General features: G+C 46.9%; 25 protein-coding genes. 10 read left to right on the top strand and 15 right to left on the bottom strand.

Translation table 11 applies throughout. The annotated features are described in order from the left end of the window. Positions 1–91: 91 nt before the first annotated feature. Positions 92–1,567: a mannan-binding protein gene (locus J2W69_RS19865; RefSeq protein WP_310281840.1), complete on the bottom strand. Its 1,476-nt coding sequence runs from the start codon at positions 1,565–1,567 to the stop codon at positions 92–94. A 365-nt stretch (positions 1,568–1,932) separates the two neighbouring features. Between J2W69_RS19865 and ggt the strand changes: the two genes are divergently transcribed. After that, a complete protein-coding gene (ggt, locus tag J2W69_RS19860; RefSeq protein ID WP_310281838.1) occupies positions 1,933–3,609 on the top strand; it encodes a gamma-glutamyltransferase in 1,677 nt (558 codons plus the stop codon). An 81-nt stretch (positions 3,610–3,690) separates the two neighbouring features. Here the strand turns inward: ggt and J2W69_RS19855 are convergent, their stop codons facing one another. The 6 genes from J2W69_RS19855 to J2W69_RS19830 form a co-directional block, all read right to left on the bottom strand. Then, positions 3,691–4,530 carry a hypothetical protein gene (locus J2W69_RS19855; RefSeq protein ID WP_310281836.1) on the bottom strand — a complete coding sequence of 280 codons (840 nt, stop codon included), beginning with the start codon at positions 4,528–4,530 and terminating at the stop codon, positions 3,691–3,693. A gap of 162 nt (positions 4,531–4,692) precedes the next feature. Further along, a complete protein-coding gene (locus J2W69_RS19850; RefSeq protein WP_310281834.1) occupies positions 4,693–5,040 on the bottom strand; it encodes an AzlD domain-containing protein in 348 nt (115 codons plus the stop codon). Continuing rightward, positions 5,033–5,761, bottom strand: coding sequence for an AzlC family ABC transporter permease (locus J2W69_RS19845; protein WP_310281832.1), 729 nt, complete (start codon positions 5,759–5,761; stop codon positions 5,033–5,035). Before J2W69_RS19845 ends, J2W69_RS19850 begins: the two co-directional genes overlap by 8 nt. After that, the gene (locus J2W69_RS19840) at positions 5,758–6,288 is read right to left on the bottom strand and encodes a helix-turn-helix domain-containing protein (protein WP_310281830.1); all 531 of its coding nucleotides are present in this window, start codon (positions 6,286–6,288) and stop codon (positions 5,758–5,760) included. The genes J2W69_RS19845 and J2W69_RS19840 overlap by 4 nt, the downstream gene beginning before the upstream one ends. A 136-nt stretch (positions 6,289–6,424) precedes the next feature. Further along, complete coding sequence (locus tag J2W69_RS19835) at positions 6,425–6,754, bottom strand: nucleotidyltransferase family protein (RefSeq protein WP_310281828.1); 330 nt, start codon at positions 6,752–6,754, stop codon at positions 6,425–6,427. After that, complete coding sequence (locus J2W69_RS19830; protein ID WP_008898661.1) at positions 6,741–7,169, bottom strand: nucleotidyltransferase substrate binding protein; 429 nt, start codon at positions 7,167–7,169, stop codon at positions 6,741–6,743. The genes J2W69_RS19835 and J2W69_RS19830 overlap by 14 nt, the downstream gene beginning before the upstream one ends. A gap of 419 nt (positions 7,170–7,588) precedes the next feature. On the opposite strand from J2W69_RS19830, the gene J2W69_RS19825 reads away from it, so the two are divergent. Beyond that, positions 7,589–8,449: a delta-class carbonic anhydrase gene (locus J2W69_RS19825; RefSeq protein WP_310281822.1), complete on the top strand. Its 861-nt coding sequence runs from the start codon at positions 7,589–7,591 to the stop codon at positions 8,447–8,449. A gap of 90 nt (positions 8,450–8,539) precedes the next feature. Here J2W69_RS19825 and J2W69_RS19820 read toward each other — a convergent pair whose 3' ends face one another. The 4 genes from J2W69_RS19820 to J2W69_RS19805 all read right to left on the bottom strand — a co-directional run bounded on the left by J2W69_RS19820 (position 8,540) and on the right by J2W69_RS19805 (position 11,372). Beyond that, the gene (locus J2W69_RS19820) at positions 8,540–9,670 is read right to left on the bottom strand and encodes a Fic family protein (RefSeq protein ID WP_310281820.1); all 1,131 of its coding nucleotides are present in this window, start codon (positions 9,668–9,670) and stop codon (positions 8,540–8,542) included. A 126-nt stretch (positions 9,671–9,796) separates the two neighbouring features. After that, positions 9,797–10,567 (bottom strand): Atu4866 domain-containing protein, encoded by a 771-nt coding sequence (locus tag J2W69_RS19815; RefSeq protein WP_310281817.1) that lies wholly within the window; start codon positions 10,565–10,567, stop codon positions 9,797–9,799. Between the two features lie 260 nt (positions 10,568–10,827). Continuing rightward, positions 10,828–11,103, bottom strand: a complete 276-nt coding sequence (locus J2W69_RS19810) for a type II toxin-antitoxin system RelE/ParE family toxin (RefSeq protein WP_310281816.1) — start codon at positions 11,101–11,103, stop codon at positions 10,828–10,830. Continuing rightward, positions 11,103–11,372, bottom strand: coding sequence for a CopG family ribbon-helix-helix protein (locus J2W69_RS19805; RefSeq protein WP_310281815.1), 270 nt, complete (start codon positions 11,370–11,372; stop codon positions 11,103–11,105). Before J2W69_RS19805 ends, J2W69_RS19810 begins: the two co-directional genes overlap by 1 nt. A gap of 304 nt (positions 11,373–11,676) precedes the next feature. On the opposite strand from J2W69_RS19805, the gene J2W69_RS19800 reads away from it, so the two are divergent. Further along, the gene (locus J2W69_RS19800; protein WP_310281814.1) at positions 11,677–12,672 is read left to right on the top strand and encodes a DUF1852 domain-containing protein; all 996 of its coding nucleotides are present in this window, start codon (positions 11,677–11,679) and stop codon (positions 12,670–12,672) included. Positions 12,673–12,695: 23 nt separating this feature from the next. Further along, a complete protein-coding gene (locus tag J2W69_RS19795) occupies positions 12,696–13,736 on the top strand; it encodes a methionine synthase (RefSeq protein ID WP_310281812.1) in 1,041 nt (346 codons plus the stop codon). Positions 13,737–13,951: 215 nt separating this feature from the next. Here J2W69_RS19795 and J2W69_RS19790 read toward each other — a convergent pair whose 3' ends face one another. Next, a complete protein-coding gene (locus tag J2W69_RS19790) occupies positions 13,952–14,662 on the bottom strand; it encodes a YoaK family protein (RefSeq protein WP_310281804.1) in 711 nt (236 codons plus the stop codon). Positions 14,663–14,856: 194 nt separating this feature from the next. After that, complete coding sequence (locus J2W69_RS19785) at positions 14,857–16,713, bottom strand: amidohydrolase (RefSeq protein ID WP_310281803.1); 1,857 nt, start codon at positions 16,711–16,713, stop codon at positions 14,857–14,859. Positions 16,714–17,085: 372 nt separating this feature from the next. Here J2W69_RS19785 and J2W69_RS19780 point away from each other — a divergent pair, with 372 nt between their 5' ends. The 3 genes from J2W69_RS19780 to J2W69_RS19770 all read left to right on the top strand — a co-directional run bounded on the left by J2W69_RS19780 (position 17,086) and on the right by J2W69_RS19770 (position 18,684). Beyond that, positions 17,086–17,772: a hydrolase gene (locus J2W69_RS19780; RefSeq protein WP_310281801.1), complete on the top strand. Its 687-nt coding sequence runs from the start codon at positions 17,086–17,088 to the stop codon at positions 17,770–17,772. Between the two features lie 145 nt (positions 17,773–17,917). Next, entirely contained in the window at positions 17,918–18,202 is a 285-nt protein-coding gene (locus J2W69_RS19775) for a XapX domain-containing protein (protein WP_310281799.1), read from the top strand. Positions 18,203–18,303: 101 nt separating this feature from the next. After that, positions 18,304–18,684: a response regulator gene (locus J2W69_RS19770; protein ID WP_310281798.1), complete on the top strand. Its 381-nt coding sequence runs from the start codon at positions 18,304–18,306 to the stop codon at positions 18,682–18,684. A gap of 127 nt (positions 18,685–18,811) precedes the next feature. Here J2W69_RS19770 and J2W69_RS19765 read toward each other — a convergent pair whose 3' ends face one another. After that, positions 18,812–19,717: a helix-turn-helix domain-containing protein gene (locus J2W69_RS19765; protein ID WP_310281796.1), complete on the bottom strand. Its 906-nt coding sequence runs from the start codon at positions 19,715–19,717 to the stop codon at positions 18,812–18,814. 493 nt (positions 19,718–20,210) lie between these two features. Between J2W69_RS19765 and J2W69_RS19760 the strand changes: the two genes are divergently transcribed. Both J2W69_RS19760 and J2W69_RS19755 read left to right on the top strand, forming a co-directional pair. Continuing rightward, on the top strand, positions 20,211–21,905 hold the full coding sequence (locus J2W69_RS19760) for an ATP-binding protein (protein WP_310281794.1): 1,695 nt from the start codon (positions 20,211–20,213) through the stop codon (positions 21,903–21,905). 27 nt (positions 21,906–21,932) lie between these two features. Beyond that, entirely contained in the window at positions 21,933–22,553 is a 621-nt protein-coding gene (locus tag J2W69_RS19755) for a response regulator transcription factor (protein ID WP_310281792.1), read from the top strand. Between the two features lie 12 nt (positions 22,554–22,565). On the opposite strand, the gene J2W69_RS19750 is transcribed toward J2W69_RS19755, so the two are convergent. Continuing rightward, a complete protein-coding gene (locus J2W69_RS19750; protein ID WP_310281790.1) occupies positions 22,566–23,153 on the bottom strand; it encodes a TMEM175 family protein in 588 nt (195 codons plus the stop codon). A gap of 295 nt (positions 23,154–23,448) precedes the next feature. On the opposite strand from J2W69_RS19750, the gene J2W69_RS19745 reads away from it, so the two are divergent. After that, positions 23,449–24,942, top strand: a complete 1,494-nt coding sequence (locus J2W69_RS19745) for a gluzincin family metallopeptidase (RefSeq protein WP_310281788.1) — start codon at positions 23,449–23,451, stop codon at positions 24,940–24,942. Positions 24,943–25,027 lie beyond the last annotated feature (85 nt).

Below are 25,027 nucleotides of genomic sequence, written 5' to 3'. Positions count from 1 at the left end.
CATCAAAGCAGGGCAATTACGGTCTTAGTTCCGGTCCATGAGCTACCAACTGACTGGTAACTCAATCGATCAGAATTAAATTGAAAAGGTACTAGATACCTGTACAACCACAGACAGAACCAGCGCTCGAATTAGCGTTGGTCCAGTTGCCGTTCCACTTCAGGTATTTTGCAGTGCTTTGGCACACACCTTTTTCGCCACCACAAATACCAGCAGCCATGCTGTTATCACCAATAGTGGTAGTGGAGGTTACATCAATGTTTTCGCCCTGACCTATTTTAATGTCTTTAAAAATATGACTCAGCGCCTGAGTGGTGATGTTATTGCTGACCTGTTGCCCTGTGCCTGCATAGTTATGGCAACCAAAACAGTTGCTGGCAAAGGTGCTGTTCAGGTTCACATGCTGATAATCCGTTTCAGCGACAGAGTTGGCTAAACGCAACGAACCCCGTTCATTCGGAACCCCTACTCCACCTGAGCTTTGGCTGATATCACTGACCCAGAGTGCGCCTACAGTAAAATAATTGGCCAGCACTTTCATAGATGCCGGAGTGGTAGGTTGCGTTAATAAACTCAGCAACTCAGAGTTTTGAGTTGTTACGTCCGTCAGGTTCTGTGCCGCTTTGGGATCACCGGATGCGGTGCCATAAGGGTGAACCCGACAGATATTGGTTGGAGTCCCTGTAGGGGTTGTCTGATTTTTTGGCGGCTGATTAAATTTACAGGCATTAGCCGCATCTGCAGAGCCCGGCAAAGCGGCAGTACAGCTGGCGCTGGCAAAAGTCCAGGCATTGCCATTTTGCGCATCAGGTGGAGTGCAGTCTGGCGTATTGTTTATATGCTCATAAGTAGTCCAGACAAACTCTGGATGATCTTTAGTCGCAGCGACCATATGCATACCAGCCAGACCCAAAGTCACATTTTTACCGCCAATACTTTGTTTTTGGGTCACGAAGGCATTTGACGCTATTTCAGCGTCTGACAACACTTTCCAGCCAAATTTCAGCTCCATAGTGCCGGCAGGAAAATTGATGATATTTTGTTTTTGCATCTCAACTGCACTGCCGGTTAAAGCACATAACGACTTGCTAAAGCGCACATCGTAATACACCACATTGCCATCCTGCGCATAAATAGTGGCACCGCCCCCTGCTTGTCCTGTTGTCACCGAAGTACCGGCTCCGGCTTTGGCTAAAGCAGTTCTCAAGGTTGGCCCTGTGATGCTGTTATCACAGGAATTGGCCGGACTGCCATCGTCTTTAAATTCCAGTACAGGGTAATTAGCCTGATTCATAAAATTACGCTGACCATTAGGATCCTGCGACATCAGATACAAAAAAGTTTGAGTAGAAAACTGATAAAAATCACAAAAATTCGAGCTACCATCAGCGCCACTTTTTTTCACTTCAGTGGGTAAAGACGGATTTTTTAACCAGTTTGGATCAACAGGACAAGCCGAAGCTGCAGCTGATGCGGAACTGGCATACGCCTGATTTGCCAACGCCATCTGAGGCAAAAACGAGCCTAAAACCAAACTGCTGATCAGTAGTTTTTTTAAGGTATTCATCTGCGGTATTCCTTCCTTTGTTTTATCATCACTTTTTTAGCAACAGGTTTTGCTGGGCTCTAGCCTGCCATTTTTACCTGTTTTGAAAACTCTAGTTGCTAAATCAGAAAAGGAAAGAAATTTCAAAAAAGAAACAACAACACTGCGGCTTTTGTTCAAAGTACTGGCATGAATAAACAGAGCCCGTAGTATTTTATGCTGCCTTCTATATCTATATCTGCACTTTCCGTTGTACTTACCTCTGCATACAGACCCTGTTCCGGCCCGATTGTTTAGGCTGAGTTTCAGGTAATGAGTCTGCGGAAACTCTTGTCATCAAAGGCTGAACAGGTTAAAACAGGGTAAATACAGCAAGGATATGAGTTATGACGTACCGCGTTTTTTTCTCTGTTTTAGTAGTCACCTTTTCATTAGGTTTTTCTCCGTTACAGGCGGCGGAAACCCAAGTAACAGGCCATGGCGCTGTGGCCTCGCCCGATCAGTACGGTGCAACAGTGGCCGAACAAATTCTGCGAAAAGGCGGCAACGCCGTGGATGCTGCTATAGCCACAGCCTTTACGCTGGCAGTGACATACCCTGAAGCCGGTAATATTGGTGGTGGGGGTTTTATGCTGGTGTGGTTTGACGGCAAGCCTTATTTCCTTGATTACCGCGAAACAGCACCAGCAGCGGCCCATAAAGATATGTTTTTAAATGCCGACAAGCAGGTGATTGAAAACTTAAGCTTAATTGGCCATAAAGCCAGCGGCGTACCCGGCACTGTAATGGGATTATGGCTGGCGCATAAAAAGTTTGGCTCTCTGCCATGGCAGGATTTAGTAGCTCCTGCTATTCACTACGCCAGCCAGGGTTTTATCGCAGCCGATCATTTTCAATACAGACCAGATTTGCTCAGGCAACTGGAAGGAAAAACCAACTTCGCTCAGTATTTTGGCGCCATGAAAGCGGGCGAAAATTTTAAGCAACCTGAACTGGCCGAAACCTTGAAACGCATTGCGGCACAAGGCCCTGATGATTTTTACAAAGGAAAAACTGCAGAGCTTTTAGTGGCGGAAATGCAACGCGGCAAGGGCTTAATCACTCTGGCAGATTTAGCAGCTTACCGGGCAGGCTGGCGTGAGGCTTTAGTTACGCCATGGCGCGATAAGCAGTTAATTAGCGCGCCACCGCCAAGTTCAGGCGGCATAGCTTTGGCTCAGCTTTTGGGCTTAAAACAACGCCGCAGCAGCGATTTTGAAAACGTAAAACACAACAGCCCTCAATATGTGCATTTGATCGCTGAGCTGGAAAAACGGGTTTATGCTGACCGGGCTCAGTATTTGGGTGATCCTGCTTTTGTCACTGTGCCACAACAGCAATTGCTCGACAGCAGTTATCTGGATAAACGTGCTAAAGAAATCAACGCGTTAGCTATCTCTGAAACTAAAGCTATTCAACCTGGTCTTGAGGGTTATCACACCACTCACTTCTCCATTCTGGATAAACACGGCAATGCAGTGTCGAACACTTATACCCTGAACTTAGATTTTGGCAGTGGCGTGGTAGTGCAAGGTGCTGGTTTTGTGCTGAATAACGAAATGGATGACTTCTCAGCCAAAGCCGGTGTACCCAACGCTTTTGGTGTAGTGGGCAACGACGCGAATTCGATAGAACCAGGCAAACGTATGTTGTCGTCCATGACGCCCAGCATGCTGGTACAGGACAATAAAATCAGCTTAGTGGTTGGCACTCCTGGTGGTTCTACCATCATCACTTCTATTTTTCAGGTGATCACCAACCTGTTTGACTTTGATATGCCATTACAAAACGCAGTAGCGGCCACCCGCTTTCATCATCAGTTATTGCCGAAAGATCAAATCACTATGGAGCCTTACGCCCCATTGCCCGATGAGGTGCAGCAGCAACTCAGTAAAAAAGGCTACAGACTGCACACTCAGGGTTGGAATTTAGGCGATATACAGGCGATACAAGTGAGCACAGAGAAGGTGCAAGCCGCAGCCGATCCACGAGCTCGTGGCGTAGCTAAGGTAATTGAGTATTAAAAGCTGAATGCTGTTTATCGGGTTAGCAGGCTGGAATTAATCCAGCCTTTGCTTTTTTACTAAACGTCTTTTTCTAAAGCTTTATTTTGCCAGTTGGTTATCCGCCCCCTGCGGGCTGGCCTGGTTTGTTGTCGCACTATTCTGGCTGGCTTTGCTCACCAGATAACCACCGTGACTGATAGCAATAATGGCCAGCAAGCCTTGATTTAAATCAGGCAAACCTTTGGCAATATCCCCTTGTAGCAGTTGTTCATGCAGCATCACGCCATAAATCAACAGAGCCACCAGAGTGAAAAAACACATCTGCACTCTGGGTAAATCCAGATGCAGGCAATTGCTGTTTTGCTCGCCTGTGATTAAGTCTGACCAACGTGCCTCTGCTGGTGACGGGTTTCTGTACAAAGGGCCACTCAGATCCTGCTCCGACTGCTGATAACCTTGTTGGGCCAAAGCTGCAGAAATTTGCTGGCTTTTCTTTTCGTCAGGCTCGGCCGCTGCGCTGTTGCTTAAAAGCACAGGAGATGCAACCAAGGTTGCTGTGCTAAAACCCATTAACAGCCACAAATCACCGGGAATATCCGGAATACAGCTGACATCGGCCTTGATCAGACAACTGGCACTGTCCTGACTGACATTCTGCAATACCATAGCCAATACAGCAGTTAATACCAAAACACTCCAGGCCACCATTTGCACACGGGACAAAGACAGCACATTACGCTCATCAACCAATACACCTTTCCAGGTGCCACAAATTACTTTACCCAGAACCGCCAGCACAGCCACAAAAAGCAGCATCAACCAGTACCAGTTGGTCAGGCTGTGGCCTGTATTGTTGTAGATAAAATAAAAAGCCACAACAAAACCAAGGGCAATAAGCAGGCTATAACTATCCCGCCACTTTGTTTGATCCACACTCATAATGTCTCCGGTTATTTTTGTGGTGCTTCCATCAGGTGCAGACAGCACACGCCGCTCTGTCAAAAACTTAGCAGTAGCTTCAGTTTAAACAAGGAAACAGGAACAAAAAAATCCCGAAAAAGGAAAATACAAACACACCAGAATAGCAGTGCAGTGATCCGTTTAAGCCAGGATCCGAAGCAGCACCACAACAAGCCCATACACCGCTACTCCGGCACAGACTGGCCAACCTAAAGAGCGGGTGCGGCGCCAGACCAGAATGGTACAAAGCCCGCCCAACACAGTAGCTAACCATGAACTAAGGCCCGGATGGGCAGGCACCAAAGACACACCAAACATAGCGGCAATCATGGTGGGTGCCAGCACTGTTAACCAAAGCGGCATAGCTTCGGTGTTATGACTGATGCTACGACGTACCAAATGCCGCCGCATCCAAAGTAAAGGCAAAGCCCGCAGTAAAAAGGTGCCCAAAGCGCAGGCCAGCATTAACAACCAAAGCGATTTATCCATGAGCCTTGCCCTCTGCTTTTAATTTGGTCTGCAGCAGATAAAACAGTGATACCCCACATAAAGCCGCCAGCGGAATAGCTGAATTGGTCATACCCATCAGCTTCAGTACCAGAGCTGCCACTATGGTGATCAACATAGTCAGGGTCCACTGCACTGAGGTAAAACGTGGCGCCAATAACACCAAAAACAGCGCTGGTAAGGCAAAAGGCATGACTTCACCTAATAAAGGCCAGCGGCTGGTAATTTCAGCACCTGCGATAGCGCCCACTGCAGTGCCAACAATCCAGCTTAACCAGGCAATCAAAGCGGCGCTTGTGTACCACCCCATACGGTCTTTTTCAGCAAGCTGCGGCAATCTTGTATGAGCCAAGGCAAAAATCTGATCGGTTAAGCCATGCATCAGCACAGGCCACCAGCGGCTGTTTGATAAATAAGGCGCAATATTAGGCCCGTACACAAGATGCCGCGCATTGATCAGCAAAGTCATCACCAGCACCAGCCATAGCGGCGCACCAGAGGCTACCATGGCGATAAACAAAAACTGCGAGGCACCGGCGTAAATCAGAGCTGAAATAAGCACAGTTTCCAGCGCACTAAAACCTGATTGCACAGCAATCAGACCAAAAGAAATCGCCACCGGAATATAACCGCCGAGTAGCGGCAACGCATCACGGGCGCCTTGCTGCCATGCAGGGCTTTCTGGCGTTTCAACTGAACTCATAAGCCCTCCTTGCTTTGATGATAAACAATGGTCAACAGCGCTGTAGCCCAGCTTTCGCCTGTACGATACAAATGTGGCTGATCGGCAGAAAAGCTATGGCTTTGCCCTGCTGTCAGAGTTTTGGTATTGCCTTCAATACCTACTTCAAGCTGACCGCTGATCAGGGTAATAGCTTCCACAGTGCCAGCAGCATGAGCTTCCGCCTTGCGCTCCGTATGTGGTGCACAGGACATCCAGTAGGCATCTACAGGTGGATTGTCTTTGCCCTGATCAATCAACCGCACCTGCACGCCACTTTCACCCACCAAAGCACTGACTGGCGCAATCAAATTGCCAAAGGGCACCTGCAGTTGCAAAGACAAACGCCAGATGGTATCCAGCGTTGGGTTGCCATTGCCCTGCTCCAGCCGGGACAGATTAGACTTGGCAATACCAGCATCAGCAGCCAGTTGCGACAACGACAAACCGCGGGCAAGGCGCAAACTTTGAATATGGCGCCCCAGCGTATCAAGAGTAGCTTTGTTCATGACAGTCCCAAATCGTTCTTTATATAGAACGTTCTATATAAGGAACGATGCCTTGTCAATGGGTTTTGTTGGTTAGGAATAAGCTGCGGAGTTTGGCAGACAGATAGCAAATTAGTTGCAACACCGAAAGGCCAAATTATTGGCTCTTTTGCAACACTACATAATCACGTTCAATATTGGGATAAAAGCTATTCGGTAACAAAGCCCAGTCGTGCACATCCACCAGAATGGGCAGAGTGCTTTGTTGCAATGCTTCCTGTAACTCGCTCCAATCACTTTGAGCCACATTCAGGTTTGCCACATTACGCAGCACTATATCCAAATCACTACCCTGATGCGCCTTGCCTGTAACCCTGCTGCCATAAGCCCATACTTCGGCTTGCGGTACATACTGTTCGAGTATTTGCAGCAGTAAGGTAAGATGCCTTGGTTCAAGCTGTAGTTTAGAAATATCAGTGCTGGGCATCAAATAAATCCTGAATAGCCAAGGCCAAGTCGCGCACATCTTTTAAAAAATCAGGCAGAATTTTTAGCGTTTCGTTGGCAAAACCTTCACCATAATCGTGTGCAGTAGTGTTACGATTCGCTCTGTAATTAATCCAACGTTCAACGCCAGCCATATCCAGTAAACCATGTTTACCTGCGTGGCGTAACACATCGTTGAATACCAACTTATCCACCTCGCGCGGACTGCCTCCATATAATTTCAGCGCTTTACGCAGCAGTTTTCCGGTAGTTTCCAGCGAAAGTTCAAAGCTTTTAATGGCTGCATTACGATACAAATCGTACAACACATCAGTTGGCTCTACTTCAACTAACCGAAGAATGGCTTGCTCCAGAGTGTCGGCTGTTCGCCTCAAATGTTCAACGTTCAAAGACATGAACTTTGCTCCTAAAAAATGTTACAGACCCTAAGATCTGTTCGCTCTGGTAATGTTAACAGATGAGTAACGTGGCATGCTATTTGATTCTGGGATCCAGCCCTTACAACTGAAAATTCATAGTTCAAAATTCTGTTTTGATCCGCCAAAAGAGAGGACATGTTGACCTGCGGCGCTGCCCTTTTAAGCCTCACACTTTTGGAGCTGCACAAAGCCATGTTTAAGCCACACTAGCCGACAACTTTACACCATGCGCTTTCACTTGCGTCCGGATCTATCCAATCAGCGACATAATCAGGCAAAAAAAGTAGCAAAACACCGGGCTTCGTCTACAGTGTATCGGCTTGGCAAAGCACTACTGTTGTAGTGATATGTAGTGACGCATTTGGCCAGGCAGAACCACTGACCAAGGACATGTTATGAAACTATCTTTTTTTTCTTGTCTGTTATTTTCCGCTGTTGTCTGTAGCGATCTTCAAGCTGCTAAAGCGTCACACCATGCCGTCAGCGATGAAGTGATTGCTCAGCAGAATGCCAGATTGGCTGCTGCCACCAAAGACAAAGGCTATGGCCCACAGTCGCCGCGCGATATAGGTGTTAAAACCGGTAATAACCAGCGTGTGTTTGGCCAGGCACCGTCATACGAGCAGATGAACCTGTGCAATATTCATATGCATGTCAGCGCCGAACACAAAGGCGGAGAGTTCACCACTTACGCAGGTCCTGGCGACGGCAAAGGCATGGGCTCGGGTTATAAATACAATGGCAAACTCAGCAAGGCCGAGTTAACACCAGTAAAAGAGCCCATCTGTGCTGGCGAACATGGCAGCCTGCATTCAGGCGACACCATTGAAGTGCATTATGTGCACACCAGCGCCATGGCTGCGCCCGGAGCTACCTTAAACGCTTGTATGAGCGAAGCTATTAAAAACCCGGAACTGCGGGTGGAAGCTCAGGTTTTTGTGCTGGTAAACGACAGCAAAGCGCTGGATTTCACCAAACTGGCGGCAGTGGGCATGGACGATGGTTACCATCAGGCACCGAATATTCCACAAAACACAGGCGAACCCGTAGAGTATGCAGGTTCAACCACAGGCCCGGATTACAACGAAGTGGCTTCGCCTTTTCAGGTCAGTTGGGGTGTTCGTCCTAAAGTAGCGAAGGTAAATATTGCCACTGTGGGTGCCTGGTGTAAGGCCAACCCATTTAACGAATCCATGGCTCATGGCGTACGTAACCTTGTCACCAACCCGGATTTATTGTCAGAAATTGACGATTAATCACTAAGCCAGGCTGTGGCCAGATTTCACTCTGACCACAGCTTTAGTTCTGCTTTAGTTGCCCATTAATTCTGAACGACTCTCTCAGAACTAACCCGCAATTTTATATCTGGTACTGCGCCCACCGGCTTCAGTGCGCACCAGACAGCCTTGTTCTACCAACTGCACCAGATGTCGGGTAGCTGTGGCTCGGCTTACTTTAGCTACTTTTTCGTATTGGCTGCCGCTGATGCCGTCGGCAAAGTCGCCGTCCAACAAACGGTTCAGCACTTTGATTTGCTCTTTGTTTAAACGGCTGTGGTCAGCATTTTGCCAGAATCTGGTTTTTGCCAAATTTTGCTCTATATCCTGTAATACCTGTTCAATTGCCAATTTAAGCGTATCAAGAAACCACAGCAGCCAGGTTGTGATGTCCAAATTACCACGCTGAGTTTGCTCCAGAATGTCGTAGTAACTGCGGCGGCGCTGCAGTATGGCGACCGACATCGCATAAAAACGGATCGACTGAGCTTCGGCTTGTGCCAGCGCTAAATCGGTAAGCAAACGCGCTATCCGACCATTGCCATCTTCCAGCGGGTGCAAAGTAATAAACCACAGATGCGTGATAGCGGCGCGCAGCAACGGATCTAAAGCGCTGTTCTGGCGCGAAGCATTAAACCAGTTGATAAAGGCATTAAGCTCTTGATCCAGTAAAGTTTTAGGTGGCGCTTCAAAATGCACTTTAGGCTTATCCAGGCGGCCTGATACCACTTGCATAGTTTCATCACCCCGCCAGCATCCACCCACTATGGGGCCTCCAGCTGTATAGTTCAACAAACTGGCGCCGGGTGGAAATAGCCAGGCATGCCATTGCAACAGTCTTGTTTCTGTCAATGGCTGTTCCCGCAACGCATTCTCATCCATGATGGCATCCATCAACATATCCGCCAGCCCATCGGTTTTAGCGCTGGTGGCAGCAGGTTCGGTTTCCTGCAAACCTAACTTACGCGCCAGTGAAGAGCGCACAGAAATATGACTCAGCTGTTCACCTTCAATGGCGCTGGAATTCAGGATATTTGCCAGCAAGGTGTCTAGCGTTGCCTGCTGACATTGGGTTTCGCCCTGCCCGCCAATTCTACCCAGCAATAAGCCCTGCAAAAAATGCACTTCACGCAACAGCGGGTTGAGTTGATCCTGATCGTAACGAAAAGCAGGCCAGTCAGATTGTTGCCAAATCCACACTATAAAATTCCATGAGGCGAATAGATGACTTAATCTAATCAAAAAATGAGGCGAATAGCAAAGTTATTCGCCTCACCTATAAAATTAAACTGCTTTCACAGCATTAAAAAACAACCGCAGCTAAAACTACTGCTGACGGTAAAAGATCATTCCGCCGTGATGCAGGGTGTTTTGATCCACAAAAACACCCTCTGCGGTAAAGCCTGTGTCGTCCCAGTAATCAATCTGGCTGCCTTTGACTTCGTAGCGCCCCTGATAAGCACTTTCTTTGTGGCCACGGGCCTCGTCGTAGCGGCCATTTGCAAGTAGCTGCTGGCGGATCCGGCCATCTGCTGTGACCCAGATGCCGACATAAGAGTGTTGTGCACTCATTGGTTTATCTCCTGGTTTTACAATAGATTCTGCAAGCGAAATGCGATTAATCACATCGTCGTATTGAGTTAAATCGAGAAAAGCGATCACTTCAGTGGCACGCAGATCCTGCATCCGGAGAATCCAGACAAAGCTGTTGTTATAGGGCTTACCGTCAACGGCAACAGCTGATCCGTCCCAATAGACAACCACATCATTGCCATCAGCCCAGATGTCATTCACCCTGGGTTTTACGAAGGAAGAAAGACGGGCCGCAAATGGCGCAACGGCCTGCTCAATAAACACAGCGCGGCCTTTGTAAGTACCTGCTGCCGGGCTGGTGCCTTTGATAGTCCACACCACATCCTCTGCCAGCACATCCTGAAAAAATGTGCTGCCACCAGTTGCCCACTTCGCGAATGCCTGGCTAATAAAGTCTTTGTTTTTCTCTGCAACGGCATTATCCGAACTGGCCTGTGCAAAAAAACTGATCATCATGGCTAAAACCAACAGCATGCTGCTGAACAAGCGGTTTGATACTGTCATAGTGATTTCTCCTGTTGCTAACTAGTGCTGCAGACCAGCTGTTGTCTGGTCTGTTTTTGTTCAGCACTACTCTGGCTCAGGCAGAATCAATGGCGATAGAAAGATCCTCCAGACTTCTTGCATTATTGTCCGGTGGGAGAGTCGCAGTAACTAAGAAGCTGTTTTTCAGCCCTAGGAGGAAATTTGGTGATAGATGGGTATTAGGGCAAAGATTGCGGATAAATTGGGTTGCGATGAGCCTTCATACACTATGGGTTTATTCAGCGATCTTCTCTTGTATGCCAAAGCCGCAACATATAAATAGTCTGCTGCTGAAGTTCGTAACGCATCTCAAAATGCCCAACTACTATCCGCCTCACCTCTCGCGGTAAAAACTCGAATAGCTGCTCGCCTATACGCGGATTATTCAGCAATAATGTTGGAGCTTTGGTCAAACTCAGCACTGTTTTTGCGGCAGCCTGCTTATTTTCCGGAGCCAGAAATTCGTAAAGCCGGGCTAAATCCGACAGTGCTTTACTGGTCCACTTCAGTTCCATCAGCCAGGCACCGCTATAGGATTATCTGCCCCTAAGCTTTCGGCCCATGCCTGTACAGCCTGATGATCGATGACCTGTCCGGCATCCACATCAGCCAAAGCTTCACGAGTTAAGCGTTCACGCTCTTCTTCCTGGTCCAGCCACGCAGATAAAGCTTGTTTCATAATCCAACCGCGAGAACGCTCTAAGCGTTCAGCCATTTTGTCAACTTTTTCAGCCAACGGTAAAGGGATATGTGCGGTTAAAACTTTAGTTCCGGCTTGTGCCACAACAATGCTCCTGATGTAAAGTGATTCAAAATTAATCATACTGATTAAACCCCATTCCAGCAAGTTGTAACCTAAGGCCTTTCATTCTAAGTGCAAAGCATGAACGCAGCCTCTTGAGTGCGCCCCCTAAGCAGGCAATCACATTCCTCTAAAACCCCAACATGAATATTCTTCATACAGCAGATGAAATAAAACCATTTTTCTTCACCCAGCCATCCACGTATAACAGACACATCAAATTCAGACGTCCAGACTTCTTAACGGATATTTGAGCCACATAGTAGCAAATGGGAGAGCAGATCAGATGAACAGCTTCAGATTTAGCATTAAAAGCATTGGTTTTGATGAACATTATCAGCCGGCAGACAATACCCGTATTACCACCAACTTTGCCAATTTAGCTCGCGGTGAGCGCCGTCAGCAGAATCTGCGCAACACCTTAGCCATGATCAACAAGCGTTTTAATAGTCTGGTGGGTTGGGATAACCCAAATTCAGACCGTTATTCGGTGCAACTGGATATTATTTCTGTTGCTATTCATGTAGATAGCACCTCAGATAGCGATGACCATAACTTCCCGGCCATTGAAGTACTAAAAACCACTATTATCGACCGCAAAACCAATCAACGCATTGAAGGTATTGTTGGCAATAACTTTTCCTCTTATGTGCGGGATTACGATTTCAGCCTGGTGCTGCCGGAACATAACAAAAACCAGACAACATTCAGCATCCCGGATCAGTTTGGTGATCTGCATGGCAAACTCTTTCAATACTTTGTAAATTCAGAAGCTTACCAGCACCACTTTACCAAGCCACCCGTGATTTGCCTGAGTGTGTCAGATAACAAAACCTATCAGCGCACCAGCAATCAGCATCCTGTGTTAGGGGTTGAATACCAGCCAAATGAAAGCTCATTAACAGAGCAATACTTCAAAAAAATGGGCTTAGAGGTTCGCTATTTTATGCCAGCTGGCAGCGCCGCGCCTTTGGCTTTTTACTTCTTTGGCGACTTACTGAACGACTACAGCAACCTGGAGCTGGCCAGCACCATCAGCACCATGGAAACCTTTCAACGCATTTACCGGCCTGAAATTTACAACGCTCATGCCGCCGCCGGAGAGCGTTATCAGCCGAATTTGAAGAACCGGGATCACGCAGTCACAGACATAGTCTACGACAGAGCAGAACGCAGCCGATTAGCGGTGGAACAAGGCAAGTTTGCAGAAGAGCACTTTATTAAGCCGCACCATGCCCTGTTAAGCCGCGTGCTTGAACAGCCCTTAGAGCACAGAATTTAATTTAACCAAAGAGCGACCTATTGATGAAAAAACTACTCCCCACTTCAACGGCCGGCAGCTTACCTAAACCCTCCTGGCTGGCCCAACCTGAAACTTTATGGTCGCCGTGGAAATTGCAGGATCAGGAATTAACAGAGGGCAAACAGGACGCTTTACGTTTGTCGCTGCACGAACAACAGCAGGCTGGCATTGATATCGTCAGTGACGGCGAGCAATCACGCCAACACTTTGTCACCACTTTTATCGAGCATCTGGACGGCGTTGATTTTGCAAAACGCGAAACAGTCCGTATCCGCAACCGCTACGATGCCAGCGTACCGACTGTGACAGGTGCAGTAAGCCGACAAAAACCGGTTTTTGTCGAAGACGCCAAATTTTTACGCCAGCAAACCACACGGCCAATCAAATGGGCACTGCCAGGCCCAATGACCATGATTGATACATTGCATGACGCGCATTACAAAAGCCGCGAAAAACTGGCCTTTGAGTTTGCCAAAATTCTGAATCAGGAAGCTAAAGAACTGGTTGAGGCTGGTGTGGATATTATCCAGTTTGATGAGCCAGCCTTTAATGTGTTTTTTGATGAAGTAAACGACTGGGGTATCGCCGCTTTGGAGCAAGCCGCCGACGGCCTGAAACAGCTGCAGTGCGAAACCGCAGTGCATATTTGTTATGGTTATGGCATTAAAGCCAATACCGACTGGAAACAAACTCTGGGTGCAGAGTGGCGCCAGTACGAAGCAGTGTTTCCTAAGCTGCAAAAATCCAACATCGATATCATCTCGCTGGAATGCCACAACTCACGGGTTCCCATGGAGCTATTGGAGCTGATCCGCGGTAAAAAAGTGATGGTCGGTGCTATTGATGTCGCCAGCCACACTATCGAAACGCCGGAGGAAGTAGCAGCCACGTTGCGCCAGGCGCTGCAGTTTGTCGACGCACACCAGCTCTACCCATGCACCAACTGCGGCATGGCGCCGTTACCCCGCCATGTGGCACGAGGCAAACTGAATGCATTAACAGCGGGGGCTGAGATAGTGCGCCGGGAGCTGGCGGCAAGGTAACAAATGATTTAATGCGACAGTGAACAGTGAGGGGTAATCTTATGATTACCCCTCACCTTGCGCCGCTCATGGGGGCCGTCAATAACCAGAAATATCATCGAAGGATTGGTATTAATCCTGGGGAAAGGTCAATGTGTCCGACACTAAGCATCCACAGGTGGCGTATGATAAGCATGTGGAAGAACGAGCATTTATTGTAGATACCCGGTGCTGAGCTACAGCTCTTTGGTTTGTGTCGCTTCAAGGTCGCAATAATGTTCCTGGCGTAACAGCCATACCAGAATGCCAATAGGCACCAATAGAGCCCAAAAACCCAAAGTTACGTAACAAAAGCCAGCCACTATAGCTCCAATAGCAAATGCGGCTATAGTCCATAAAGATTTAGACATTCTTACTTTAGTGGCTGCATCCCCTTTTCCTAAAATCAGCTCCATCGCATCCAGCACTATTTGCGTAACATTACCTGTCATCATGGATGTTGGTGCCAGATGAGGCAGCAGCAAACGAGTGTAAGCACTATGTGCCCCCATCGCAGCTGCCCCAAACATGCCGCAAATGATAGCTCCGGTGGTTTGCTCATTACCTATAGGAGAGGCCAATAAGCCTGTCACCATAAATGCAACAAGCAGAACCAGCTGCAGTAAAACGGTCATTTGGATTTGTAAACTTTGCTGGTGTTTACTATCGAGCCAAATAGTTAAGATGCGGATAGCCGCTATGCCCACAATAAAAGCCGGAAATGCTAAAAACTTAATCAGCACTGCGGAGTTCGACTCACTGACTAAATTAGCACCTATCAGTATAAAGTTACCTGTCACCAGGGCAGTCATCAAACCAAATAAAGCGACAAAACCCAGGGTGTTCACATAGCCAGCCAGAAAACCTAAGCTAATGGCCTGAAACCTATGTTTAGATTCAATACTCATAATGTGGATCCTTTTTATTAGCTGGGGAGACAGCAAAACATTCTGCCCCAGCCAAAGCTATGCAGCCAAAACTAAGGCTGGCAAACCGTCTTTATTGGAGTGAAGCAGCCCCATAAAGCGTCGCTGACTAACAGCCCCCGTATCAGGCTGTTGTAAAAAACTGGGGGTTAGTTTCATTGGTTCAGCTCCTGTCCTTAAAAAGCAAAACAGCTGCAACCTAACACTCCCCAAAACGAATTATGGTCCGATACCGGTAGATCAGAGCGACGCGCGACATCATGCGAATGTGCATGTACTCCACAGGCTCCGGCGCACTGGTGCGGTAAAGAACTGATCAGCGGATGCACACGAGCATGACCCGGCACTAAAGTGACAGGAGACCATTCAGGGATCACCGGAATCGGTGCCGGGCCATGGCCGGAGAACTCGCTGACGGCGTACACCACTTTGCCATCAACCACTGTCATCACAGACTCTATACCTTTGATTTCTTCTTCAGGGACAGTAAAAAAGTCTGAACTCAGTACGGCTAAATCTGCAAGCTGCCCTGCTTTGATCCGACCTTTTTTATCAACTTCGCCCGAAAACCAGGCGCTACCGGCAGTCCAGAGTTCCAATGCGGTATCGCGGGGCAAGCAGTCTTTATCCAGATACAACGGCATACCGCCTACTGTTTTACCCGACACTAGCCAATACAATGCTGTCCACGGATTATGGCTTGCAACCCGGGTTGCATCTGTGCCGCCACCTACAGGCACACCCATTTCTAACATTTTCGCCACAGGTGGAGTGTTTTGCGCGGCTTGCTGGCCATAACGCCGGACAAAATATTCACCCTGAAATGCCATACGGTGCTGAATAGCAATACCGCCTCCTAAAGCCCGCACCCGTTCGATATTTTTTTCAGTGATGGTTTCGGCATGATCAAATAACCAGCGAAGGCCGTTAAATGGCGTGTCTTTATTCACTTTTTCAAACACATTCAGCATGCGGTTAATGGATTCGTTGTAGGTGGCGTGCAAGCGGAATGGCCAGCGGTTTTCCACCAGATGTCGTACTACTTGTTCCAGCTGTTGCTCCATGTTGTCGGCTAAATCCGGTCTGGGTTCGACAAAATCTTCAAAGTCTGCAGCAGAAAACACCAGCATCTCGCCTGCACCATTGTGACGGTAAAAATCATCCCCCTGACCAGGTGTCACCATCTGGGTCCATCTTTGGAAATCTTCCAGCTCAGCGCCTTTGTTTTGGGTAAAAAGGTTATAGGCAATACGCACTGTCAACTGACCATCTTTTGCCAGCTGTTCCACCACCTGATAATCATCCGGGTAATTCTGGAAACCACCGCCGGCATCAATAGCGCTGGTTACACCTAAGCGATTGAGCTCACGCATAAATTGCCGGGTGGAGTTGATTTGATGTGATAAAGGCAAGGTAGGGCCTTTTGCCAGTGTCGCATACAAAATCATCGCATTAGGCCGTGCTATCAGCATGCCGGTTGGATTACCTTTGGCATCACGTTGAATTTCACCACCAGGAGGATTCGGCGTGTCTTTGGTGTAACCCACGGCTTTTAAAGCAGCGCGGTTTAATAAAGCTCTATCGTACAAATGTAATAAAAACACCGGCGTATCAGGAGCTGCTTTGTTAATTTCATCTAAGCTGGGCATACGCTTTTCGGCAAACTGAAATTCAGTCCAACCACCTACTACCCTTACCCACTGCGGATGAGGTGTACGTTCGGCCTGAATTCTTAGCATGGCCAGCGCATCCACCACTGAAGGTACACCTTCCCAGCGTAATTCCAGATTGTAGTTTAAACCGCCTCGGATCAGGTGCAGGTGAGAGTCATTTAAGCCCGGGATCACGGTATGGTTTTTCAGATCAATGACCTGGCTTTGTTCATTCTGGTGACGCAGTACTTCAGCTGTAACACCCACTTCAACAAACTTGCCGTCGCGGATTAATACGGCGCTGGCGATAGGCTGTTCTTTATCCATCGTATGAAAACGACCATTAATCAGGATCAAATCGTTGCTTGAAGACTTATCCATTGGTATGACTCCTCTGTAAATAGCAAGCCCACTACAGTGCTAGCAAGGCTTCAGGGCGGTAAAAACTTTTTCAGTGCATAAAGTTTGGGAAAAATCCAGCATTCCGTCTAGCTATACAAACAGATAATGGTGAAAGACCAAATGCACTTCTAGTATATGTTGAGCTCTGATGATTTCTTCAGACTAGTAGGGTAACGAGTGGGTTGTGATGAAAATTGTATCTACTCCATTTTGCTACCTAACTCTCACTGAGTGAGCATAGCTTTTTGAAGTTTTTCTTTGCTGAAGTTGTGCTCACAGAACCAGGCTTATTAATCAAGTCAACACAGTTTTGTAATGATCTTGTGACTGACCAAAGAAGGAATTAAGTAAATGGCAAACCCTAAACTTGAAGTACTGACCCCACATAACAGCCAACTGATTTTTATCGACCACCAGCCACAAATGGCCTTTGGTGTGCAGTCGATGGACAGACAAACCATGAAAAATAATACGGTGGGTCTGGCTAAAGCGGCCAAAATTTTCAACATTCCGACCACCATTACTACAGTGGAAACTCAGGGGTTTTCAGGCTACACCTATCCTGAGTTATTGGATGTATTCCCAGGTAAGCCGATACTGGAACGCACCTCAATGAACTCATGGGATGACCAGAAAGTTCGTGACGCTTTAGCCAAAAACGGCAAAAAGAAAGTCGTAGTGGCTGGTTTATGGACTGAAGTTTGTAACACCACTTTTGCGCTGTGCGCCATGCTCGAAGGCGACTATGAAATTTATATGGTGGCTGATGCCTCAGGCGGCACGACCAAAGAAGCTCACGATTACGCAATGCAGCGTATGATTCAAGCCGGTGTTGTGCCCATGACCTGGCAGCAAGTACTGCTGGAATGGCAACGCGATTGGGCACACAAAGATACTTACGATGCAGTGACCACTTTGGTGAAAGAGCATTCAGGTGCTTACGGTATGGGTGTGGATTACGCTTACACCATGGTACATAAAGCACCACAACGCACAACAGGAACTCATGACACTCTGGCTCCTGTCGCTGCCAAATAACCTTACTGTGTGACTGACAGTTGATCTTTGCTGCACCAAAGCTTAGCTGTCAGTTTATTGGGCACAGCGCCCTATTCGGGTTATCTGGTGGATAAAGTCTGCTAACCCGAATCGTTCAGGCTGTTCTGCCAGAGTGGAGGTTTGTATGAAATTATATCTGTTGTCGCTTGGTGCCGGTCTGCTGGTCGGGATTATTTATGCGCTGATGCAAGTGCGATCGCCTGCCCCGCCAGCCATTGCTTTGTTAGGTTTGCTTGGCATGCTGATTGGCGAACAAATTGTACCTGTATTTAAACAATGGGCCGCCGGCCAGCCTTTGACTATGCTCTGGTTTAAAACAGAGTGTGTCCCTAAAATTACCGGCATGCCAGTCACTTTAGTATCGAAAAATAAAACAGAAAAAGACACTAATACCAAAGACGATGTCTAACACCTGATGTGTTGATTCAGTGAGTGCTGAATAATTGCAATAATCGACCCAAGGCTGCGGACTCTAAAGGATCTTTACTCGCTGAGCAGTACAGGAGTCATATGCAGAAACTTGATGGTACCAGAGCCCTGATTGCGATTGTCGATGATGATCTGTCTGTGCGTGCAGGGCTAAATAACTTATTAAGTTCGGTTGGTTATAAAACATTATTATTTGAATCAGCTGAAGCCGTATTGCAAAGCGATACGCTGAATAACATCCATTTTATGGTGCTTGATGTGAAGCTCAAAGGTCTTAATGGTATTGAGTTGTTTGAACAGTTGCGAGCTGTTGAAGTGAGTATTCCTACAGTCTTTATCTCAGGAAATGCAGATCTGAATACTCAGCTACGTATAGCCCGTGCCGGAGCTTTGTTATTTCTAACCAAACCTGTTGATGTGGAACTTTTACTGAGAACTATAGACGATACGCTGAAGGTCTGAACTTTAGCTGACCTGTCAATAAGTCATCAAGACGTGGGGGAATGGGTAAACTGGATTTGAGCGTGTTCAGGTAGCCGTCATGGCAATCAGTCCTCCCAGCCAGCTCTGTCCTGCTAAGAAAACAGCGCTAAGTGCTAAAGAGAAATGGTACACGGACAGCCCGACGATAGTCGGACGGGCTCATATGCTGATATTTGAAGAACACCCTTGCAAGTACCTGGCTGGACGAGTAGCCAATTTTAAAGGCTATCTCTGTGATGGGAAGGTCCGTTAGTGCAAGAAGCTCGCAGGCTTTCTCCATCCGTAATTGCGTGAAGTAGACACGGGGTGGTACACCTACGCTTTGCTTAAACATCCGTGCGAAATGATAAGGTGACAGCTGCGCCTCCGCGGCCAGCTCGTCCAGGCTGATGTCTTCTGACAACCGCGCGCGCATCAATTCCTGACAACGCAGTGTTGTGCTCGGAGCAAGGCCGCCATTTGCAGAATCGAATGGTTTCCCACTTAACAGACACAGCTCGGCCAATATCTCACAACCTGCGGCCCGGGCTAAAAGACGTGACGGTGTCCCCTCTTCTTCAGACAATACCCACAGTCTCCGTAGCGTTGATTGGATAACAGGCGAGTTAAATGATCCTCTGTAGAGTCGTAAATTTTCCCACGATACCCCACCGCTGGCCGCTTCGTCGAGCACGCTTTGCCAGTGCGCCACGGAGAAGGATAAGCTGCGTAGCTTATGATGGGAGCTGGCGATAACCGTATTGGCAAAATTCGGGGCTGCCAGGTAAAGAGCCCCCTTCTCGCTCCTGACATCGAAAGCTCCGCCGCCTGCATCGCCCCGGACACAGCCGCCACCTAACTGGTCCTGATACAAAACAAGCTCTGGCACAGCTGGACGAGACATATCTCCGGCTGGCCGTGCAATCTCGATCAGATCCAGAATGCCGCCAGGGGTTTTTCGCGCCCGTACAAAAGATGCTTGTTGTCCCTCGCAGTACCATTGGCTGAAAGAAAGTTTGTCAGATTCGATCATTGCGGTGCTTCCTGCAAACGCCATCACACGCTCAAATAAGGTGTTTCGGCGAGCCATGCGCACATTAAGCGCTAACTGAGAAATTAATATTTTTTAGTATAGCCAATATGCACTCAGGAACGCACTTCCCTTTTATTTAGATTGGCGACTATTCCGCAAGATCTGCAACCTGACCGCAATTACTGCGACGCACCATTTGTTAGCTCCCGCTATAGTATCAGAGTAAGCGATAGCTGATGCTCTCGCTTTACGCAGAGCCTATGCACAACGTGAATTAGGTTAAGAGTGTAGTTGATGATGTTCATCGTGCACTGATCCCACTTCTCATACGAATTTGAGGCTAATTTATCCCGGACTTCTCTGTACGAGCCTTTGAAACCCGGGCAATAACCAAGACGGAGGGAAGGAAACTTGAATAATCCCAATAGCAAACCCACAATCCTGACTAGCAGCTCCCGCAGCATTGGCGCAGCAGCCTACACCTTGGTGCCCGATGAAGCCTAAAAAACTACAAATGTCTGACGATGCCAGTAGCCAGCATTTATCTGTTCTGCTCAGCGCATCCAACGCTATCTCCGAAGCAGGGGATTATGCAACTTTGTTACAAGCCTTATTCACCATTATTATTGAACATACCGGCGCACAGCGGGTATTTCTGCTTAAATCACAAGGAGATAGCCTGATACTGGAAGCGACAGCACAAACGGACACTGACGGTGTTATGGTTGAGCATGTGCATTATGAAGCCAATTGGGATGACTTACCCACATCATTGATTAATAACGCTATCCAGACACAAAAACTCTTGTATGCCAACATTGGCCAGCAGAACACTCCTTATGATCTCGACCCTTATTTTCAGCGTTTTTCCGTCTCAACAGCCATTTGCCTGCCAGTCATAAAACAAAATCAGTTAATTGCAATTTTCTACATTGAACTATGGGAAAATGACGAGCTATTCAGTGATGAGTACCTCAATGTACTGACGCTTCTTACAGCCCATGCGGCGGCAACGATAGAAGCTGCCCGTTTACAAAATGCTATTGATGAAGTGAACCAGCAGCGGCTGAAGTTAGAGCACGCATTGCGACTGGCCGATACATCCTTAGCTTTGGGTGAGCAAATCAGCAGAACCGGCAGTTGGCGCTGGGAGCTCCATAAAAACACCATAGTTTGCTCTGAAGAGTTTTGTCACATCTTTGATTTAGACCCCAGGCATCGCACTATTTCATTTGCTGATTTTGCCGCTTGTATTCACCCGGACGACAAAAAATCTGTATTAGATCGGGTTCATTACGCAGTGCAAATGGAAACAGCCATCAATGTGGAATACCGTGTTCTGAAAGCCGATGGTAGTGTTTTATACCTGACAGGACAGGGGTGCCCTGTATTTGACTCCGGCAAACTCCTTGATTACGTTGGCACAGTCAATGATGTGACTGCAAGGCGCGCTTCGGAGAATGCCTTACGTGTCGCACAGGACGATTTAGCCCGGATGTGCAGGATCACGACCATAGGGCAATTGACCTCGTCTATTGCTCATGAAATTAATCAGCCTTTAATGTCTATTGTTGCCAATGCCGGTGCGGGCTTGCGCTGGCTGCACCGCGCCACTCCGGACTTGCAACAAGTCAGCGCCAGTTTGCAGTCTATAGCAACCGAAGGGCAAAGAGCAGGGCAAATTGTACAAAGCCTGCGAACCTTAACTAAAAATACCAAAGCACTGCTAAGCGTGCTGGATATACATGATGTGCTGAAGTGTATTTTGGCCATTGCCCGCCGCGAAATTGAAAGGCGCAACGTCTCATTAGAACTGCATCTGGATGCAAAGTTGTCACATATTCGTGGTGATATGGTGCAATTACAACAGGTGATGTTGAACCTGGTCACCAATGCCATAGAAGCGATGAGCGAAATCAGTAACAGGCCAAGGGTATTAACTATCTCTACTTTTACAAAAGAAGAGCAGGTTATTTTTATCAAGGTTGAAGACACCGGGCCAGGCATTAGCGATGAAGTAAAAGATCATTTGTTTGATGCTTTCTATACTACGAAGAAAGATGGTATGGGCATGGGGCTGGCTATTTGCCATTCTATTGTCGAGATGCATGGTGGCGAACTATCAGTAGTGCGACGTCAACCTGTAGGGAGCATATTTTCATTCTCTGTACCTTTAGTCCAAGACTAAAACAATGAGCTTACATGGAGAAAGTAAATGAGCGGCTTAGTGATCATTGTCGAAGATGAGGAGCCGATACGCGCTGCCTTGGTCAGACTGCTGCAGTCAGCTTGTTATACTGTACGTGCTTTTGCATCAGGTAAAGATTTTTTCAATAGCCCGATGCCCGACACGCCGGCGTGCTTGTTACTGGATATGCAAATGCCGGATACAACAGGTATGGATATTATTAAAAAGCTGGGCAGTATTGGAGTAAGAATGCCGGTGATTTTTATCACAGGTTTTGGCTCTATCCCGATGAGTGTACAGGCGATGAAATCAGGCGCCAGGGAGTTTCTCACTAAACCCGTTTGTCCTGAAACCTTATTGTCTGCAGTGGCTGAAGCATTAGAATCTGATCAGGCTAACCTGCAACATCGTATCACGCAATGCGAGCTAACCGCCCGATACAACTTGCTGACCCCACGTGAGCAACAGGTACTGGAGTTCATTATTGGCGGTTTGTTAATCAAACAAATTGCGGCAGAACTGGAAGTGAGTGAAATTACCGTAAAAGTGCATAAAAGGCAGATAATGAACAAAATGCGCACCAAATCCATTACCGATCTGGTACGTATTACCGAGCGTTTGCATATCACCCAAGCAAAAAGCCGCTAGGATATCGCTTACTTAACTTTTAACGTCATGTTCCAGACTACGCTCTATACGCTGGTCCGGGATCAACCAAACTATTGCAATGGTGATGTAAATCGCTAAAGGCAGCCACTGAGAAACAAAGGACAGCAGAACACCGAGCAGATAAAACAACATAGATAAACGGCCTTTCCAATCATTCCCTACAGCATATTTCAGCCTCGATTGCTCGCCTTGCGAAACAATAATTCTACATTCCAGTATCCAATAAGCTAAAGAGGCCATGAGCAAGACAAAGCCATACAAAGCTACCGGCTGAGCTGAGAAGCGGCTTTCCCCCATCCATGCGGTAGTGAATGGGATTAAAGACAACCAGAACAGCAGATGCAAATTTGCCCAGAGGATAGAAGCTGTGACTTTGTCACAGACGTACAACATGTGATGATGGTTGTTCCAGTAAATACCCAAGTAGATAAAGCTCATCACATAACTGAATATCACCGGCGCCATAGGCCACAATGCCTCAATGCTGTGTCCGGCCGGACTACGCATTTCCAGCACCATAATAGTGATAATAATCGCAATCACGCCGTCAAACAGGGCTTCCAATCTGTTTTTACCCATAAACCCCACCTATATCTGCCATGATAAATCTCAAATTCATGCCTGAAAAACCTAATAGCTACGGCTATCACTTTACTCCAACAGAGCATCAAATGGACCTATACATAGGCATAGTATTTCCAGATTTGATTGATGTTATTCTGCCTATACTCAGTGTGATTCCCGATGATTTCTTTTTGGCAATTGATCTGATCGCAGAAATTATATTGAGCCGCCTTCCATGGGTTATCTATATTTAGGAACATCTATTTAGTACAGACGATTTTATCAAAATTAGTTCACAAGGCTTATCAAGATGAAAACAATCTATTTAATATTCGTTCTTATGTCCACTTTTTGTGTCCATGCTTATGCACAACAAAAACCCTATATGGATTATGTGCTCAGCTGGGGCGGAGATACCTCAATACTGGAGGTCGAACTGACGTATTCTGCATCCCAAAAGGACAGTACTGTATTTGTATTCGGAGACCCTGGTTTTGGCGGACAGAATGATATATTTAAAGTCATCAAAAATATCCGTGTTAACCAGCCTGAAGTGGTCAAAATTGACTATGCGACCAGACAGATCACCATTCATCACAACGGGGCTAAAAAACACCAGATCCGCTATGAAATAGACGGTTCGTTTAATGAGTCTCTGCCAACAGTAGCATCTCAAACGGAACTGTTCAGGCCAGTTATCACCAAAGGATTATTAACCTTGGTCAATAAGCAATTTACCTTGGAAATAACCGATGAAAGTAATCCATTGGTATCTTTCATATGGCGTGATCATCCCAAAAACTTTAACTATTTTAATTCCGTTGTTCCATCTCAAAGAGATCCATTGAAAAATATTTCAGCCTATTACAACCAAATTTCCGAAATGGTTTACTTTGTCATGGGGGATAATATTGATGTTAGGGAATACAATGTTATGGACATTCCCTATTACAGTGTGACTACGAAAAAAGACAAGTATGGGAATGATTTGCAGGGAAGTCTCAGCCCTTTTTTCGAAAGCTATTTCCCAAGCATCCATAGATTTTGGAACGATACTGATTTTCCGTTCTATTTTTTAGCCGTATCGGCACTTCAAAATAATCAAAAGGAAATAGGAGCAGGTGGCTTTGGGATGAAAAACGGCTTTGTAATGAAGCTGGGAAGAACATTTGGTGCGTGGGAAAAATATGTAACAGCACACGAAACCGCACACACCTGGTTAGGGATCAAAATGATGTTAGGTAAGGAGAGTTTTGACCATCAATGGTTTGGTGAAGGGTTTAATGACTACACCACCCTCATTAATTTAACAAACAGCAAAATTTACGGGCAAGAGGAGTTTCTGCATTACCTGAATGAAGATACCCTAAAAAAGCATTACGAGAGTGAGGTCAAAGGGGCACACAATGATTCCATTGCAGCAAATTATTGGACGGACTACGCCAATTATGGAAAACTTCCCTACAGACGAGGTCTAATCTATGCCTTTTTTCTAGATAACCAAATCAGGTTGGCATCAAATGGAAAATTCACCCTTAGAAATATGTTGCTTGACCTTTACCGGTATAGAAAGGCCAAAAGTAAGGATGAGGTTTTAACTGTTGATGATTTTATTAGCGTAGGCGCTACTTATATAGACAAAGAGGAGCTATCACAACAAGTAAAACGTTTTATGATAGAAGGGCTCCCCATCGATTTTAACAATGTAAAGCTTATAGACGCATTCAATATCAAAATCAACGATGGCATACCAAAGCTAAACTTGAGTGAGGGAGCAGACCTGGCAACAATATATCTGATCTGATCCGGCAACACTGGACACGCCACTAAGCTACTTTCTTTAATTCATAGTTTTCTGGGCTGAGATAGCCAATAGCACTATGCCTTCT

This window comes from Rheinheimera soli (assembly GCF_031457405.1).
Taxonomy (GTDB): Bacteria; Pseudomonadota; Gammaproteobacteria; order Enterobacterales; family Alteromonadaceae; genus Pararheinheimera; species Pararheinheimera soli_A.
The sequence above is the reverse complement of the archived record's forward strand: the minus strand, read 5'-3'. Positions and strand labels throughout refer to the sequence as shown.

What these genes read in the sequence shown, in the direction of transcription:
- J2W69_RS19770 (WP_310281798.1), top strand. Translation starts at nt 18,304, where the DNA reads ATGCAGAAACTTGATGGTACCAGAGCCCTGATTGCGATTGTCGATGAT.
- J2W69_RS19790 (WP_310281804.1), bottom strand. Translation starts at nt 14,662, where the DNA reads ATGAGTATTGAATCTAAACATAGGTTTCAGGCCATTAGCTTAGGTTTT.
- J2W69_RS19755 (WP_310281792.1), top strand. Translation starts at nt 21,933, where the DNA reads ATGAGCGGCTTAGTGATCATTGTCGAAGATGAGGAGCCGATACGCGCT.
- J2W69_RS19765 (WP_310281796.1), bottom strand. Translation starts at nt 19,717, where the DNA reads ATGATCGAATCTGACAAACTTTCTTTCAGCCAATGGTACTGCGAGGGA.
- J2W69_RS19785 (WP_310281803.1), bottom strand. Translation starts at nt 16,713, where the DNA reads ATGGATAAGTCTTCAAGCAACGATTTGATCCTGATTAATGGTCGTTTT.
- ggt (WP_310281838.1), top strand. Translation starts at nt 1,933, where the DNA reads ATGACGTACCGCGTTTTTTTCTCTGTTTTAGTAGTCACCTTTTCATTA.
- J2W69_RS19845 (WP_310281832.1), bottom strand. Translation starts at nt 5,761, where the DNA reads ATGAGTTCAGTTGAAACGCCAGAAAGCCCTGCATGGCAGCAAGGCGCC.
- J2W69_RS19780 (WP_310281801.1), top strand. Translation starts at nt 17,086, where the DNA reads ATGGCAAACCCTAAACTTGAAGTACTGACCCCACATAACAGCCAACTG.
- J2W69_RS19865 (WP_310281840.1), bottom strand. Translation starts at nt 1,567, where the DNA reads ATGAATACCTTAAAAAAACTACTGATCAGCAGTTTGGTTTTAGGCTCG.
- J2W69_RS19750 (WP_310281790.1), bottom strand. Translation starts at nt 23,153, where the DNA reads ATGGGTAAAAACAGATTGGAAGCCCTGTTTGACGGCGTGATTGCGATT.
- J2W69_RS19825 (WP_310281822.1), top strand. Translation starts at nt 7,589, where the DNA reads ATGAAACTATCTTTTTTTTCTTGTCTGTTATTTTCCGCTGTTGTCTGT.
- J2W69_RS19830 (WP_008898661.1), bottom strand. Translation starts at nt 7,169, where the DNA reads ATGTCTTTGAACGTTGAACATTTGAGGCGAACAGCCGACACTCTGGAG.
- J2W69_RS19760 (WP_310281794.1), top strand. Translation starts at nt 20,211, where the DNA reads ATGAAGCCTAAAAAACTACAAATGTCTGACGATGCCAGTAGCCAGCAT.
- J2W69_RS19745 (WP_310281788.1), top strand. Translation starts at nt 23,449, where the DNA reads ATGAAAACAATCTATTTAATATTCGTTCTTATGTCCACTTTTTGTGTC.
- J2W69_RS19810 (WP_310281816.1), bottom strand. Translation starts at nt 11,103, where the DNA reads ATGGAACTGAAGTGGACCAGTAAAGCACTGTCGGATTTAGCCCGGCTT.
- J2W69_RS19835 (WP_310281828.1), bottom strand. Translation starts at nt 6,754, where the DNA reads ATGCCCAGCACTGATATTTCTAAACTACAGCTTGAACCAAGGCATCTT.
- J2W69_RS19795 (WP_310281812.1), top strand. Translation starts at nt 12,696, where the DNA reads ATGAAAAAACTACTCCCCACTTCAACGGCCGGCAGCTTACCTAAACCC.
- J2W69_RS19815 (WP_310281817.1), bottom strand. Translation starts at nt 10,567, where the DNA reads ATGACAGTATCAAACCGCTTGTTCAGCAGCATGCTGTTGGTTTTAGCC.
- J2W69_RS19840 (WP_310281830.1), bottom strand. Translation starts at nt 6,288, where the DNA reads ATGAACAAAGCTACTCTTGATACGCTGGGGCGCCATATTCAAAGTTTG.
- J2W69_RS19850 (WP_310281834.1), bottom strand. Translation starts at nt 5,040, where the DNA reads ATGGATAAATCGCTTTGGTTGTTAATGCTGGCCTGCGCTTTGGGCACC.
- J2W69_RS19855 (WP_310281836.1), bottom strand. Translation starts at nt 4,530, where the DNA reads ATGAGTGTGGATCAAACAAAGTGGCGGGATAGTTATAGCCTGCTTATT.
- J2W69_RS19800 (WP_310281814.1), top strand. Translation starts at nt 11,677, where the DNA reads ATGAACAGCTTCAGATTTAGCATTAAAAGCATTGGTTTTGATGAACAT.
- J2W69_RS19775 (WP_310281799.1), top strand. Translation starts at nt 17,918, where the DNA reads ATGAAATTATATCTGTTGTCGCTTGGTGCCGGTCTGCTGGTCGGGATT.